Below are 15,305 nucleotides of genomic sequence, written 5' to 3'. Positions count from 1 at the left end.
TGGCTATCAATTTTGAATTACTTTTTAAATTTCAGATTTTGATTATCTAAATAATACTGGCTCATGGATAAACCGTCTGTCAGTGTTTTTAACGAACGAGAGGTAAATTCACGAATATAGAGTATTCGTACAACAACCACAGTAAGCGCTAAAAACAATAACGGATGAATAAACCAGCCAACAACAGACAAAGCAAAATAATACGAGCGCATTCCTGAATTAAAATTATGTCCGGCTTGATCGATTAATTTCCCTGCATTGACTGAAAATACCTTTTTCATTTCCGGCGTCGCTCTTTCATCATCTGCATTAGGTGCAGCGCCAATCATCACTGAAGCAAATCCGTACTGCCTGAGCGCCCAAGTAAACTTAAAAAAGGCGTAAATTAGAATACAGATAATGGTCATCACCTTGATTTGAATCATATCTAAAGTTTGTGGCCATACCCAAGGCACCATTTGTACGATTTCATGGATAGATTGCGCGGAAGTTAATGCGGTTAACGTACCGGCTATAATAAGCAGGGTTGTGGATGCAAAAAAGCTGATATTTTTTTCTATATTGCCCATCAGAGCCGCGTCTAGAATACGATTCTCGCGTTCAAGTAAATGGCGCATCCAATCAACGCGATAGATGATCAAAACGCTCGACAAAGATTCTCGTTTTTTGGCAGCGCGTCTGGCAAATGCAGCATACCCATACCAAATAGCTAAAAAAGCAATTAAACAGGAAAAATCAATCCAACTATCTGACAACGACATAGGGCCTCATAAAATAAAATTAACTGTGATCATTGTCGCGCAAAATAAGATTTCAAGCAAAAGAATACACATTTCTATTTGGTTATCTGTTAAACTAAGTGGCAAGTAGGACGTTTAAATAACACCGTTTATTCGGAATACATATTGGAATCTTAAATGAAAGCTTTTACTTTAATTGCCAGTTTGCTTCTTGTGACTTCGGCATTCGCCAACGAAAAAACACTGCCTCCATCTCAACAATTAACTGATTCAAGTGAATTTAATAAACATAAAGAAAAATATGTAAGATGTGTACTGAGTAAAGCAGAGAGTTTTAGCAAAGTCGCTGAGATTGATATTGCTTTTAAATATGCACCTATTGCGTGTCGCCGTGATTTATTACAAATTAAAAAGATGTTGATTGGCGGACCATATAAAATTGAAGTTATTGATCAGTTGGTTGAATCTGTCCAGGAAGGCGTCGAAATAGATATGATCAACCATATATTTGAGCTCAAGCTTAAAAATAAATAGTGAAACAAACTAAAACTTGATGCTAAAGATAATACTACAACGCCCTTGATTAAGGTGACGATTAATAAGTCGACGCCTTAATCCACAGAGAAATACCCGCCAGAATAGTCAGTACTTCAAAACAACGTTTAACGAGTTTATTACCTTTTGCAATAACCAGATAGGCCCCTATATATCCACCCATTAGTGAGCCTAATAACAGCGCTGGCAACCAGTCCCACTGAATTTGAGAAACTAAGCCTAATGTAACTGCGCCAGTGCCATTCCACAATATACCTACCATCACCAGCGTGTAAGAGACCGCACGCCCATAAGCCATACCAAACCAGTGTATCAGCCACATTGTGACAAATAAGCCCGTACCCGAGGTCAGAGAACCATTTAGAAATCCGATAATAAATAATCCTAACGAACCTATCAGGTATCCTCTAAGGTTGAGGTTTTTAAGATTGTCTGTTTGCCCAAGTGACGGTTTCAAAAATGAGTACACACCTAATGCTATGGTAAGTGCACCTAAAGCCCACATAGACAGTTGAGGGGGAATTTCAACAATAACTCGCGCACCTAAAATGACCCCAGGTAAGGCGCCAATGATCATGATCACAACCAATGGTAATGAGAATTGACCATGTTTAAGGTGCTTAATGGATGCCCCAACCCCTAACGCAACAGATGCAACTTTATGTGTTGCGAGTGCCACTGAAAAAGGTAATCCCAAAAAGATAATGGCCGGCAACTGTAATAGTCCGGCGCCACCACCAGCAAGCGATGACAAAGTATTGGCAATTAAGCTGATGATAAAAAGTGTTATATGTTCAATCACAGGTTGAATCTCTTAAAGAAAGCAAAAACGCCGCTGAACAGCGGCGTTTTATTAACTTTAAGCTTGAGTTAGCTAAAATTATGTATCTCTAGACTAGAGCTTTGATTTTGACTGCCTTCATTTTTTGCGGAATCTTTTCTTAACGCATCTAAATGATCAAGATAAGCTTGACTGACATCATTTGTCACATAATTCCCATCAAAAACCGAAGTTTCAAATCGCTTAATATGAGGATTACCCTCACCGACAGCTTCTATTAAATCTTCTAAATCTTGGAATATTAAACCATCTGCTTTGATCAAATCACAAATTTCATCAACTTCTCTGCCATAGGCAATAAGCTCATTTGCACTAGGCATATCGATACCATAAACATTTGGAAAACGAATCTCTGGTGCCGCTGATGCGAAATAAACCTTTTTAGCGCCTGCTTCTCTTGCCATTTCTATAATTTGTTCAGAAGTAGTTCCTCGAACAACCGAGTCATCGACCAATAGCACATTTTTGCCTTTAAACTCGGAAGAGATAGCATTAAGCTTACGACGGACAGAGCGACGTCTTTGTTGCTGTCCTGGCATGATAAAGGTACGTCCAATATAACGATTTTTTACATAGCCTTGGCGATAAGGGATTTCAAGCGTATTGGCAATTTCTAAGGCGATGTCACAACTGGTTTCTGGAATTGGGATAACAACATCGATATCTAAATCGCTCCATACGCGCTTAATTTTTTCACCCAGCTTTTTGCCCATTCGAACGCGACTGGCGTAAACAGAGATATTATCTAATGTTGAATCAGGACGGGCAAAATATACGTATTCAAACAAACAAGGTACTAACTCTGAAGACGGCGCACATTGTTTGCTAAATAGTTCACCTTCTTTGGTAATGTATACCGCTTCACCTGGCTCAACATCACGGACGACGGTAAAACCGACTGCATCGATTGCGACACTTTCTGAAGCAACCATATATTCAGTCCCTTGCTCTGTATCACGCTTACCTAATACTAAAGGACGAATTCCATAAACATCTCTAAATGCAGCGATACCGTAACCTATGATAGAAGCAACCACAGCATAAGCGCCACGAGCTTTTGTGTGCAATGTAGTCACTGCAGCAAAAACATCATCGGCTTTAAGATTCCAATCACCACCACTCTCACACAGTTCATGTGCAAATAAATTCATCAATAATTCAGAATCAGATGATGTATTCACATGTCGACGAGCTTCGCTGATCAGATTTTGCTGTAATTCTTCAGCATTCGTTAAGTTACCATTGTGGACAAACGCAATACCGTAAGGTGAGTTTGTATAAAATGGTTGAGCTTCAGCAGAAGTAGATGACCCAGCTGTGGGGTATCTTACGTGTCCGATACCCCAATCACCTGCTAAGCGTTCCATGTGTTTTTGTTCAAACACATCACGCACCAATCCATTGGCTTTTCTCAGCTTAAACATACCATTATTAATGGTCATGATTCCGGCAGCATCTTGCCCACGATGCTGTAAAACTGTTAACGCATCATATAAAGACTGATTTACCGGGGAATGAGCAACTATGCCAACGACACCGCACATGGATTACCTACCTCTTACACAGGTTGAACATCTTTCAAAAAACTTGAAGTGGTCTTGATATACTCAAAAAACCACTCCACAACAATCTTGAACTCTGGAATTAATATTGACTGCATCCACCAGTCTGCTTTAGCAGCAGGTGTAAATGCATCCATAAAGAATAGTACAGCAGAAACAATCAGCACACCTCGTAACGCACCAAAGACTAACCCCAACACTCTATCTGTACCGGAAAGCCCTGTTTTTTGTACAAGCTGTGAAATTAAATAGTTGATAATCGCGCCTAAAATAATCGTAGCGATAAATAATATGCCGATAGATGCGGCATTACGCAGCATTTCATCTTCAATATTGGGTAAAAATGTCGCAAAATCGAGATAAAAGTTACTGGCGACAAAAAATGCGCTGAGCCAAACCACGAGTGAAAGTGCCTCGCGCACAAACCCTCTAACCAGACTCACTAAAGTCGAGATTAGAATAACAGCCAGTATTGCGTAGTCGAACCAAACCATATCTATCTTCATGAAGAAAATTGCCGGCGAATTCTAGCAGATTTGCCAGTGTAATTACTAATATTATTGTGCGACATCATAAATTGATATTTTTCCACTTAAATTAGTAAGGCGTTTTAAGTCTGGTAACATTGCTTGTAATTTCACTTTGTCAAAATCCGGACCTACATATACTTTGGTCAGTTTACCATTTGAGGTGCGCAGTGGTCGTGTAAAAGTTACGTAACCTTCTCGGCTGAGCTTTTCTTGTAAATTTTTGACGTTTTTTTCATGACGAAAACTGCCTAATTGGATTACCCAAGCTATTTCATTTTTGTTTTTGTTTGTGTTTGTGTTTGTGTTTGTGTTTTTATTTTCGTCTTTTACTGCCGTTTGATTGCTTGTTACTTCTTCGCTTGATGAGGTTTCAGCTACCGTCTCAGCCACACGACTCTGCTCTTCAGAGCGAGCGCTTTGACTTTCTGGCTGCACGGTTGGTTGCGCCAAATATACATCATCCACTGCATTTTCATCGACAGCATTAGCCCGCTGCTTATCAATAGCGACTTCAATTTCCTCTTTTGGAAACATTGGTTTAGCCGGAATAGCTTGTGCTTTAGGTCGAGCAGGTATGGTTTGAAACTGGTCGCCATAATCTGTTTTTTTACCATCTAGCAGATCGGGTAAAAATATAACGATTAGCGCGACAAATACAATGCTACCAACCAAACGATTCTGAAAAGAAGTTGCCATAATTTATTCTGACCCCATCAAATCCGTGATTACCCAAAAAGAACCAAATGCAATAACACAGGTTTGTTCAGTCGCATCATTTAGTGCGGCTTGATAAGCTGACTCAATATTTGCGTACTGTCCTGCAACTTCACAATCTGCCAACAATGGGTAGAGCTCAGCCGCTTTAGCACCGCGCGGCTGATTGATATCGGCTAAATACCAAACATCTATTTGTGGTTTTATAATATCCAGACATTCTTCAATATCTTTGTCTTTTAACATGCCAAACACGGCCAATGTTGTTTTGCCGGCAAATTCGCGTTCTAATTTATGACTTAAAAACTTAACCGCTTCAGGGTTATGCGCAACATCAACATATACGTCTGGGCAGCTTTGTAATTTCTGCCACCGGCCCGGCATTTGAAACTCAGCCAATACCTGATTTAGTTGCTCTTCAATTAAATCGATACCCAATTGCTCAACTACCGCAAGTACTGTGCTGGCATTTTGCAAAGGCATGTTTGGCTTGCTTAGCGATAAAAGGTTTTTATTGCCAAACCAGCTCCAGCATTCTGCATGTTCTGAATATTTGAAAGAAATCCCCTGCCACACCGCATCACAGGCTAATTGTTGTGCTGCGTTTTTTACTGATTCAGGCGGGTTAGCATCCCCGCAGACAACTTTTTGGTTTTGGCGATAGATGCCTGCTTTTTCAAAACCAATTTTTTCTCTGTCATTACCCAACCAGTCTTGATGGTCAAGTGCAACCGTTGTAATCACTGAAACTTCGGGTTGAACAACATTCGTCGCATCTAAACGACCACCTAATCCCACTTCCAATAAAATAAAATCAGGTCGTTGCTGAGCCAATAGCACTAAGGCAGCTAATGTACCGAACTCAAAATAAGTTAACGATATGTCGCGTCTTGCTGTTTCAACTTGCTGAAAAGCCTGACAATGGTCTTGTGATGAGAGCCATTCACCATTAACGGTTACACGCTCTTTATAATCATGAATATGCGGAGAGTTGTAACAACCTACACTATAACCGTGTTTTTGTAAGATCTGGCGCAATAACTGGCAACTGGTACCTTTACCATTTGTGCCACCTATTAATACAATTCGACTGTTTGAAAAATCGAGGTTAAGCGACTCGAACACCTGTTGTGTTCGAGTTAACCCCATATCAATTTCAGCTGGATGAATTGCTGTTAAATAATCCAGCCATTCATCTACTGATTTAAATTTGGCAGGTTCAGATGCCATACTCTGCATTAAATCTGCTCAGACGAAGGTAACTTCATCATTTTAGATATGACTCTAGCGACCGTGTCTCGCATTTGACGGCGATCAACAATCATATCAATTGCACCTTTTTCCAATAGGAATTCACTGCGTTGGAAACCTTCAGGTAACTTTTCGCGAACGGTTTGCTCGATAACTCGTGGCCCGGCAAAACCAATAAGGGCTTTAGGCTCGGCGATATGAATATCACCTAACATTGCAAAACTAGCTGAAACACCACCCATGGTCGGGTCGGTTAGCACTGAGATATAAGGTAAGCCTTTTTCGCTCATTCTTGCCAATGCAGCGCTAGTTTTAGCCATTTGCATCAGAGACATCAAAGCTTCTTGCATTCGAGCTCCGCCAGAAGCAGAAAAACAAACTAATGGTAATCCGTGTTTAATGCATTCTTCAGCTGCGCGTACAAATCGAGCGCCGACAACAGAACCCATTGAGCCACCCATAAATGCAAATTCAAATGCGACCGCTACGACTGGAACACCTCTTACAGTTCCCCGCATTGCAACCAACGCATCTTTTTCGTTAGTTGCTTTTTGTGCAGCTGTAATTCTGTCTTTATAGCGTTTTGAATCTTTGAATTTGAGAACGTCTTGTGGCTCTAAATCACCGGCAATTTCTACTTTGTTTTCCGGGTCTAAAAACGAATCGAGTCTGCGGCGCGCACCAATTCGCATGTGGTGATTACATTTTGGACAAACATTTTGCTGTTGTTCAATATCAGCTCTATATAAAACAGAACTACATTCATCACATTTTACCCATACACCTTCAGGCACATTACTCTTTTTAGTCGAATTTGTTTTCGGGAGTATTTTTTCGATCCAACTCATTGATTATCTCTGGGTTATAAATTTGCTAAACGAATCCTTGATCTAGCCATCAACTAGACCGGCCAATTGGCGCACATTAAACCATAATCTACGCGCATTTTTAACTAAAACCTTAAGTTACGATATAAATCTTAGTCATCCGTTAAAAATAACGGTCCCATCGGGTGTTCTGGGATACCAAATTTCTCAGGATAAAATACTTTCACTAAATACAAACCATTCGGTTTAGCCGTCGCCGCAGCTAAAGTTCTGTCTTTTTGCTCTAACAATTCGGCTATCCAATTTATCGCTTGCTGACCCCGTCCTATTTCCATCAAGGAGCCTACGATATTTCTCACCATATGGTGTAAAAATGCATTCGCTGTAATATCGACTATGACATAACGTCCTTTACGCGAAACAGTCACTTGATGAATATTTCTAAACGGGGTATTGGATTGGCAGTGCGATGCCCTAAAAGCAGTGAAGTCTTGCTCACCAATTAGAGTTTGCGCTGCCTGATGCATTTTAATTTCATCTAAGGGTTCGTAAAATTGAGTAACGCCTTGTTTGAAAATGCCGGCTCGAATACGGCTATTAAAAATAATATATCGATATCGACGTGCGGTAGCCGAGAAACGGGCATCAAACTCCTCTGCAACTTCGACAGCCCATCGAACGGCGATGTCGTCTGGTAAATTAGCGTTCGCCCCCAAGGTCCAGGCTGATAGCTTTCTTTCTATCGGGCAATTAAAATGCACTATCTGCCCGGTTGCATGAACGCCTGCATCAGTACGACCTGCGCAGGTAACTGCAATTGGACTATCAGCTATTTTTGATAAGGCGGTTTCTAATCTAGCCTGGACAGATTGTATATGTGACTGCCGTTGCCAGCCCGAATATGCCGCGCCATCGTATTCTATACCTAATGCTATTTTCATGAACTTCTGATGCTGCTAAAAAGTGCGGCTATTATAGTGTTTAAGCAAAGGAAAACCAGTTTATTCACTGGCTTTAATTTTTTCCAGCAGTTGCTCTGCTTCTTCTTTTTGTGCTGGATCGCCATGTTGTAACACATCATCTATAGCACTCATCGCTGACTCAAAGTCATCTATTTCGCTATATGCATAGGCCAAATCTAACTTAGCTTGCATGCCATTGGCATTTTCCTGATCAACATCAATGTTAGAAATATTTTCTTTAGCGATAAAATCATCTAAGCCTACATCTGCTAGTGGCTCATTGTATGGCTCTTCATCTTGTTCTTCATCTTCTAATTGCTCAATGATTGAATCGACATCCAACAAGTCTCTTTCATCGAGTTCTTGATTGTTATCTGCATCATCAATATCAATGTCAAGATCACCGACTTCCTCGTCTGCCAACAACGCGTCCATATCCAGTGCGTCATCGCTAGTTGCATTGTCATTTGAAGTTTCGTCAACGGTGAGCTCGTTGAGCAGCTCATCAAAGTTAGTGTTCTCATAATCATCTAACTCTTGTAAGTTTGGATCATCCGCTGCTATATTCGGTTCTTCAGCAACCTCTAGTGTGTCAGCGCCCTCATCTTCACGAATGATATCGTCGATATCTGGTTCATTTGACAAGAGTTCGTCAAAATTTAATTCCTTTTCCAGTGCTCGTTGAGCTTCTTCACTTTCTTGGCTGTTGTCAGTTTCATCATCAATTTCGTCTAATAATGAGTCCCAATCTAACTCACCTTCTAACGCTTTTGCATCATCCTCGGTAAACTCTATATCCAGATTTATTTCGTCATCTGCTGGATTTTCACCATTGCTATCGTCTGTTTCTGCAACTGAGTCTAATTCGGGAGTATCGTCTTCTAGTGTCAGTTCATCAGCAGTGTCGCTTTGAGATTCTTCTGCTGATTCTGGAACATCCGTTGCCGCGAGATCGTCTTCTAAAAGGTCTTCGTCTAAAAGTTCTTCATCTTGTAGCTCACCTGCTGACAGTTCTTCTTCAGGTAAGTCACTTTCAGTTAATTCATCACTGTTATTTTCATCAAGTGCCGTCTCATCCAGTGCCGTTTCATCAAGCGCTACTTCTTCTGGACTTTCGTCGCCGATAAAATCATCGTCTAACGTTAGTTCATCTTCAGTTTCACTTTGAGCTTCTTGCTCTGCGGTTTCATCAAGCGCCGCTTCTTCTGGACTTTCGTCGCCGATAAAATCATCGTCTAACGTTAGTTCATCTTCAGTTTCACTTTGAGCTTCTTGCTCGGCGGATTCATCCTGCGCGGTTTCATCAAGCGCCGCTTCTTCTGGACTTTCGTCGCCGATAAAATCATCGTCTAACGTTAGTTCATCTTCAGTTTCACTGTGAGCTTCTGGCTCTGCGGATTCATCCAGTGCAGATTCATCAAGCGCTGTTTCTTCTGGGAGCTCGTCGCCGATAAAATCGTCATCTAGTGTCAGTTCATCAGCAGTGTCGCTTTGAGATTCTTCTGCTGATTCTGGAACATCCGTTGCCGCGATCCCGTCTTCTAAAAGATCGTCTTCTAAAAGGTTTTCGTCTAAAAGTTCTTCATCTTGTAGCTCACCTGCTGACAGTTCTTCTTCCGGTAAGTCACTTTCAGTTAATTTATCACTGTTATTTTCATCAAGTGCCGTTTCATCAAGCGCTACTTCTTCTGGACTTTCGTCGCCGATAAAATCATCGTCTAACGTTAGTTCATCTTCAGTTTCATTTTGCGCTTCTTGTTCTGCGGATTCATCCTGCGCGGTTTCATCAAGCGCCGCTTCTTCTGGACTTTCGTCGCCGATAAAATCATCGTCTAACGTTAGTTCATCTTCAGTTTCACTGTGAGCTTCTTGTTCTGCGGATTCATCCTGCGCGGTTTCATCAAGCGCCGCTTCTTCTGGACTTTCGTCGCCGATAAAATCATCGTCTAACGTTAGTTCATCTTCAGTTTCACTGTGAGCTTCTGGCTCTGCGGATTCATCCAGTACAGATTCATCAAGCGCTGTTTCTTCTGGACTTTCGTCGCCAATGAAATCATCGTCTAACGCTAATTCATCTTCAGTTTCACTGTGAGCTTCTGGCTCTGCGGATTCATCCAGTGCAGTTTCATCAAGCGCCGCTTCTTCTGGACTTTCGTCGCCAATGAAATCATCGTCTAACGCTAATTCATCTTCAGTTTCACTGTGAGCTTCTGGCTCTGCGGATTCATCCAGTGCAGTTTCATCAAGCGCCGCTTCTTCTGGACTTTCGTCGCCAATGAAATCATCGTCTAACGCTAATTCATCTTCAGTTTCACTGTGAGCTTCTGGCTCTGCGGATTCATCCTGCGCGGTTTCTTGTGGGAACTCGTCCCCCATGAAATCTTCGTCTAAGACCGATTCTTCATCATTATCGCTTTCTTCAAGATCACTTTCGGACAACAGCGCATCTATATCTATCTCATCTTCGATATCGTCTTGGTTATCCGATAGTAATGAGTCTATATCTATAGGTTCATCATCATTTTCTTCATCTAACTCATGCTCAGAAAGCAGCGCGTCTATATCAACCTGATCATCATCCGTTGCCTCTTCGCTGCCTTCATCACGAACTGCGTTACTCGATTCATTATTATCTGGGTCAAATGCATGAGAGAGAGATTCATTTGCTTCTTCAACATCTTCAGTTTGAGCTTCATCTAACAGCGCATCTATATCAAATGCGTCATCTGAATCATCTGCCTCTTCATTTACATCCATACTTGACGCATCGTCAGGTTGCTCATCGTCACCTAACATATCGTCTAAATCGACATCTTCGCTGAGCTTAGATTCATCGACTGGCTTATTTTTTGCCATATCTTCATCTAACAATGCATCTAGATCTGCATCTTCAATATCATCATCTACATCTGTCGTAAGCTGTTGATTTTCTTGCTCGGACGCATCAGATTCCTGTGTAGCCGACAATAAAGCATCGATATCATCTTCATCGACGTCTTGCGAGTCTTGGTTTCCTGCGGCCTGTGTTTGTGAAAGCAGCGCATCGATATCATCTTCATCGACGTCTTGCGAGTCTTGATCGCCTGCGTCTTGAGTTTCTGAAAGCAGCGCGTCTATATCGTCTTCATCGACATCTTGTGATTCTTGATTGCCTGCGTCTTGTGTTTCTGAAAGCAGCGCATCTATATCGTCTTCATCGACATCTTGTGATTCTTGATTGTCTGCGTCTTGTGTTTCTGAAAGCAGCGCATCTATATCGTCTTCATCGACGACCGAGTCGGATTTATTCTCTGATAACAATGCGTCGATATCGTCTTCATCAACATTGTCATTCGAATCTTCATCCGTACTAAATAAGGAATCTAAATCATCTTGCGATAGTTCATCGCCTTCCAGCGCTTCATTTTCAGCTAATTCATCCCCGATATCAGCAGTCGCTTCTTCTAATAACGCATCAATATCATCATCCGATACTGTTTGATCGCCATCGTCGCCGATAATGTCATCAAGTGACTGCTCTAGCAAATCATCGTCAAACGCATCATCGGGTACATCTAGTAAATCATCATCTTCTTCATATACCAGTTCATCATCACCGCTTGTATTTTCTTCATCCAACGGCGGCAATAAGTCATCATTCTCATCTAAGCGTATGGACTCATCAACGTCAAAGTCGTTTGAGTCTGTGCTATCTGGCATTGTCGGCGATAAATTAAAATCATCCTGCACATCGTTTTGAGGGCTGGTTTCTCTTTGTGCCTGCTCTTTTGTTTCACTATTTTCTGCTGCTTTTTTCTTAGCGCGCCACCACAACAGCAACCCACCGATAATCAATAAAGCTGGGAGTGTTGCCAATAAAATCATGTACATAACACTGTTTGTAATGGCTTGCCACAACTCTTTAACTAAGCTTTTATTTGCCTCTTCCAGTTCTTTGCGCTTTTGCTCTAGCATTTCTGTTTGTTGCGCCAGAATCTGTTCCATTTGCTTTTGTAACAAGCTGTCTTGACCAACTTGCTGTTTTAATTCGATAACCTCTTCATTGACATTAACCAAACGATTTTTCAAGCGTTCGTTCTCTTCTAACAATACTTGAATGCTATCTAGTGAGGCCGAAAATTGTTCTTTTAATAAACCATAAGATTGCAGCTGTTCTTGCTGCAATTGGCTTATTTTATCTTCCAGTTGAGTTTTAGCCGTTTCAACATCTGATTGTTTGGCTGTTTCCTGCCGCTTTTTTTCTTCTGGGTCTTGCTGAGCGGCAAGGTACTTCCGCTGCTTTTGCGCCCAAATTTCGTCGTCTAAATCAGATTTATTCTTGGCTGCGGTTTTGTTAACTTTTCGAATGGCAGATAAAGTGGGTAACTCAAGCACAGCGCCACTTCGCATGCTATTTAAGTTATTGTTTAAAAACGATTCGCTATTAGCTTGATAAATTGCCACCATAACTTGATAGGTGGTGACACTATTGTCTGGTTTATATTGGGTAGCAATTTGCCACAAGGTATCTTTAGGTGTGATGGGACCATAAGTGCGTCCAGATAATCCGTCATCATTTTCTTTATCTCCACGGATCCGCATCTCAGCATGCGCTTCTGCTGAAACAAAAAATTCTATAACACTATATGATGGTGTTCCTATAAGGAACAACCATAACAATGCAATTCCTAGTTTTTTATACAAGCGCATTCTGTTACTGTCCCACTTTGGCGTTATCTACGCGTTATTATAGTTATTAAGCAAACCTTGTTCCATGTGGTTTCATCTAATTGAAACCACTCAGATTCTTTTTAATCCAATAATCGAGTATTAAACCCTAAATCGGTGAATGTTTGATACAAACTTTTATCGCACTCTACTTTAAGTGAAGTTAATTCTCTTCGTATAGCGTAATTTTTCCTGAGTAGATCAAAACTTTCAGGTGCTTTCGCTAATCCCATACGAAAATCTAGGTCATCGTTTCGAATATCATAAACTAGGTTCATTAATGCTCTGTATTGCCTTTGACTGAGTTGATATTCTCGCGTTAATTCCATTCGGTTAATCGCCATTGCCGGCAATAAATCTTCTAATAACACGGTGGGTTCTATGCCTAGTCTTTTACAAACTAGCTTATATAATATTTCGGTTCCACGCGCCTTTCCCTCTAAACTGTGCCCTGCAATGTGAGGTGTGCCAAACTCTAAATAAGGCAATAAGTCTAACTCTATATTGGGCTCATTTTCAAAAACATCTAATACGACATGTAAAGAATGCCCTTGTTTGAAGACGGATAATAAGTCTTGATTATTAACCACTTCTCCTCGACACGCATTTATTAAAATGGTTTGTTTAGGCAGTTTTAACAAGGTTGCTTCATTGAACATATGATGCGTTGCGTATGGACCTTCTTTTACATAAGGAACATGACAAGTAATTAGATCACATGCCAATACATCGTCAAAACTTGCACTTTGAAAATCACTTTCAGTTTGCGCTCTAACAGGATCGTATAGAACAACCTCACAACCTATTGCCGCAAAGCGTTTGTTTAATCGACGACCAATTTCACCGACTCCGACTATTGCTATTTTTTTATCAGAGACCAGAAAGCCATATTTGTTTGCTAAATTAAAGGCGCTACTCAGTACATAATCGGCAACCGCATCGGCATTACAACCTGCGGCAGAAGACCATGGGATATTTCTGCCTTTTAGGTATTGTGCATCAATATGATTGTAGCCCGCCGTGGCTGTACCAACAAACTGTAGTTTAGAGCACTTGTTTAACAAACTTTCATTTACCTTTGTTGTTGAACGCGTCAACAAATAATCGGCATCTGAAATTTCTTCAGCGGTTACATCACGTCCTTTAAATCGAGTAATTTTACCTAATGAAGAGAAAAACTCCTCTGCATACAATAGTGAGTCTTCGATAAAAAAATGCAGCTCTTGGGCCATTAAACACCTGATTCTAATAAATTGGGAAGTCAGAAGGTGCGCTTTAAGCACACCTTCATCTATTACATTAAGCTTGGAAGCGCTTAAAGACTAAAGTTGCGTTTGTACCACCAAAACCAAAGCTGTTAGACATGACAGTTTGTAATTCAGCCTCTCTTGGCTCTAATACAACATCTAAACCTTGGGCTTTTTCGTCTAAGGTTTCAATATTAATTGAGGGGGCAATAAAGTCATTGTCTAACATTAGCAATGAGTAAATTGCTTCTTGAACCCCTGCTGCACCCAGTGAGTGCCCTGTCATCGCTTTAGTCGCACTAATGGCAGGTTTATATTCTGTAAATACATTTTGAATCGCTTCAAGCTCTTTTACATCGCCTACCGGTGTTGATGTACCGTGCGTATTTACATAGTCTATTGATGCATCAACTGTAGACATCGCCTGTTGCATACATCTGATCGCGCCTTCACCTGATGGCGCAACCATATCGTAGCCGTCTGATGTTGCTCCGTAACCTACGATTTCGCCATATATCTTGGCACCACGTGCAAGCGCGTGCTCTAATTCTTCAACAACGACAATACCGCCGCCACCTGCAATTACAAAACCATCACGATCAGCATCATAAGTACGGGATGCCTTTTCAGGTGTCTCGTTGTATTTGGTCGATAAAGCGCCCATGCCATCAAATAGACATGCCATGGTCCAATCTAATTCTTCACCACCACCAGCGAAAACAACATCTTGTTTACCCAGTTGGATTTGCTCCCAAGCTTGGCCAATGCAATGCGCTGATGTTGCACATGCCGAGCTAACCGAATAATTTACGCCTTTTATTTTAAACGGGGTTGCCAAGCAAGCAGAAGCAGTTGACCCCATGGTTTTAGTCACCATATATGGCCCTACTCGTCTAACACCTTTTTCTCGCATTGTGTCTGCCGCAGCAACCTGATTTGCTGATGACGCGCCACCCGAACCGACAATTAAACCGGCTCTAGGGTTAGATACCATTTCTTCGGTTAATCCTGAATCAGTAATGGCTTGTTGCATTGCAACATAGGCATAACCGGCAGCATCTCCCATAAATCTTAATTGTTTGCGATCAATATGCTCAGACAAGTCTATATCAACTTTCCCCCAAACTTGGCTTCGCATTTTCATATCAGCAAACTGTTGAGAGTGTGTTATACCAGAACGGCCAGTCTTTAATGACGCCAATACTTCTTTAGCGTCATTACCAATACTTGATACAATTCCCAGGCCAGTAATCACAGCTCTTTTCATAAATTTCCTCTCAGTACTAAAGGCACAAATTTGCCTTGATTGTTTTCTGGATTATCTAAAGCTTCATATTATCTGTTAATTTCTAGTAAAATGCGATGCTTG

General features: G+C 41.1%; 12 protein-coding genes. 1 reads left to right on the top strand and 11 read right to left on the bottom strand.

Features of this window, described 5'->3' with window-relative positions; translation table 11 throughout:
- Nucleotides 1-17: 17 nt before the first annotated feature.
- Nucleotides 18-761 carry a DUF599 domain-containing protein gene (locus tag FNT16_RS12985; RefSeq protein WP_143871980.1) on the bottom strand — a complete coding sequence of 248 codons (744 nt, stop codon included), beginning with the start codon at nucleotides 759-761 and terminating at the stop codon, nucleotides 18-20.
- Between the two features lie 156 nt (nucleotides 762-917).
- Between FNT16_RS12985 and FNT16_RS12980 the strand changes: the two genes are divergently transcribed.
- A complete protein-coding gene (locus FNT16_RS12980) occupies nucleotides 918-1,274 on the top strand; it encodes a hypothetical protein (protein WP_143871979.1) in 357 nt (118 codons plus the stop codon).
- Between the two features lie 61 nt (nucleotides 1,275-1,335).
- Here FNT16_RS12980 and FNT16_RS12975 read toward each other — a convergent pair whose 3' ends face one another.
- From FNT16_RS12975 to fabB, 10 genes are all read right to left on the bottom strand, one after another.
- Nucleotides 1,336-2,097: a sulfite exporter TauE/SafE family protein gene (locus FNT16_RS12975; protein WP_221935027.1), complete on the bottom strand. Its 762-nt coding sequence runs from the start codon at nucleotides 2,095-2,097 to the stop codon at nucleotides 1,336-1,338.
- A 68-nt stretch (nucleotides 2,098-2,165) separates the two neighbouring features.
- Nucleotides 2,166-3,680: an amidophosphoribosyltransferase gene (gene purF / locus FNT16_RS12970; RefSeq protein ID WP_143871978.1), complete on the bottom strand. Its 1,515-nt coding sequence runs from the start codon at nucleotides 3,678-3,680 to the stop codon at nucleotides 2,166-2,168.
- A gap of 14 nt (nucleotides 3,681-3,694) precedes the next feature.
- Nucleotides 3,695-4,192, bottom strand: a complete 498-nt coding sequence (locus FNT16_RS12965) for a CvpA family protein (protein WP_143872970.1) — start codon at nucleotides 4,190-4,192, stop codon at nucleotides 3,695-3,697.
- A gap of 63 nt (nucleotides 4,193-4,255) precedes the next feature.
- Nucleotides 4,256-4,924: an SPOR domain-containing protein gene (locus FNT16_RS12960; RefSeq protein WP_143871977.1), complete on the bottom strand. Its 669-nt coding sequence runs from the start codon at nucleotides 4,922-4,924 to the stop codon at nucleotides 4,256-4,258.
- 3 nt (nucleotides 4,925-4,927) lie between these two features.
- Complete coding sequence (gene folC, locus FNT16_RS12955; protein ID WP_246072225.1) at nucleotides 4,928-6,181, bottom strand: bifunctional tetrahydrofolate synthase/dihydrofolate synthase; 1,254 nt, start codon at nucleotides 6,179-6,181, stop codon at nucleotides 4,928-4,930.
- Nucleotides 6,181-7,041, bottom strand: coding sequence for an acetyl-CoA carboxylase, carboxyltransferase subunit beta (gene accD, locus FNT16_RS12950; protein ID WP_143871976.1), 861 nt, complete (start codon nucleotides 7,039-7,041; stop codon nucleotides 6,181-6,183). Before accD ends, folC begins: the two co-directional genes overlap by 1 nt.
- Before the next feature lie 131 nt (nucleotides 7,042-7,172).
- Nucleotides 7,173-7,961, bottom strand: a complete 789-nt coding sequence (gene truA, locus FNT16_RS12945; RefSeq protein WP_143871975.1) for a tRNA pseudouridine(38-40) synthase TruA — start codon at nucleotides 7,959-7,961, stop codon at nucleotides 7,173-7,175.
- Between the two features lie 60 nt (nucleotides 7,962-8,021).
- Complete coding sequence (locus FNT16_RS12940) at nucleotides 8,022-12,671, bottom strand: FimV/HubP family polar landmark protein (protein ID WP_143871974.1); 4,650 nt, start codon at nucleotides 12,669-12,671, stop codon at nucleotides 8,022-8,024.
- Nucleotides 12,672-12,772: 101 nt separating this feature from the next.
- Nucleotides 12,773-13,921, bottom strand: coding sequence for a 4-phosphoerythronate dehydrogenase (locus tag FNT16_RS12935; RefSeq protein ID WP_143871973.1), 1,149 nt, complete (start codon nucleotides 13,919-13,921; stop codon nucleotides 12,773-12,775).
- A gap of 67 nt (nucleotides 13,922-13,988) precedes the next feature.
- Entirely contained in the window at nucleotides 13,989-15,203 is a 1,215-nt protein-coding gene (fabB, locus tag FNT16_RS12930) for a beta-ketoacyl-ACP synthase I (RefSeq protein WP_143871972.1), read from the bottom strand.
- Nucleotides 15,204-15,305 lie beyond the last annotated feature (102 nt).

Source organism: Catenovulum sediminis (assembly GCF_007289895.1).
In the GTDB taxonomy this organism is placed as follows: Bacteria; Pseudomonadota; Gammaproteobacteria; order Enterobacterales; family Alteromonadaceae; genus Catenovulum; species Catenovulum sediminis.
Note: the sequence above shows the minus strand (reverse complement) of the source record. Positions and strands in the feature narration are given on the sequence as shown.

Coding starts and splice junctions, on each gene's coding strand:
- accD (WP_143871976.1), bottom strand. CDS start 7,041: ATGAGTTGGATCGAAAAAATACTCCCGAAAACAAATTCGACTAAAAAG.
- fabB (WP_143871972.1), bottom strand. CDS start 15,203: ATGAAAAGAGCTGTGATTACTGGCCTGGGAATTGTATCAAGTATTGGT.
- FNT16_RS12940 (WP_143871974.1), bottom strand. CDS start 12,671: ATGCGCTTGTATAAAAAACTAGGAATTGCATTGTTATGGTTGTTCCTT.
- folC (WP_246072225.1), bottom strand. CDS start 6,181: ATGCAGAGTATGGCATCTGAACCTGCCAAATTTAAATCAGTAGATGAA.
- FNT16_RS12985 (WP_143871980.1), bottom strand. CDS start 761: ATGTCGTTGTCAGATAGTTGGATTGATTTTTCCTGTTTAATTGCTTTT.
- FNT16_RS12935 (WP_143871973.1), bottom strand. CDS start 13,921: ATGGCCCAAGAGCTGCATTTTTTTATCGAAGACTCACTATTGTATGCA.
- FNT16_RS12965 (WP_143872970.1), bottom strand. CDS start 4,192: ATGGTTTGGTTCGACTACGCAATACTGGCTGTTATTCTAATCTCGACT.
- truA (WP_143871975.1), bottom strand. CDS start 7,961: ATGAAAATAGCATTAGGTATAGAATACGATGGCGCGGCATATTCGGGC.
- FNT16_RS12980 (WP_143871979.1), top strand. CDS start 918: ATGAAAGCTTTTACTTTAATTGCCAGTTTGCTTCTTGTGACTTCGGCA.
- FNT16_RS12960 (WP_143871977.1), bottom strand. CDS start 4,924: ATGGCAACTTCTTTTCAGAATCGTTTGGTTGGTAGCATTGTATTTGTC.
- purF (WP_143871978.1), bottom strand. CDS start 3,680: ATGTGCGGTGTCGTTGGCATAGTTGCTCATTCCCCGGTAAATCAGTCT.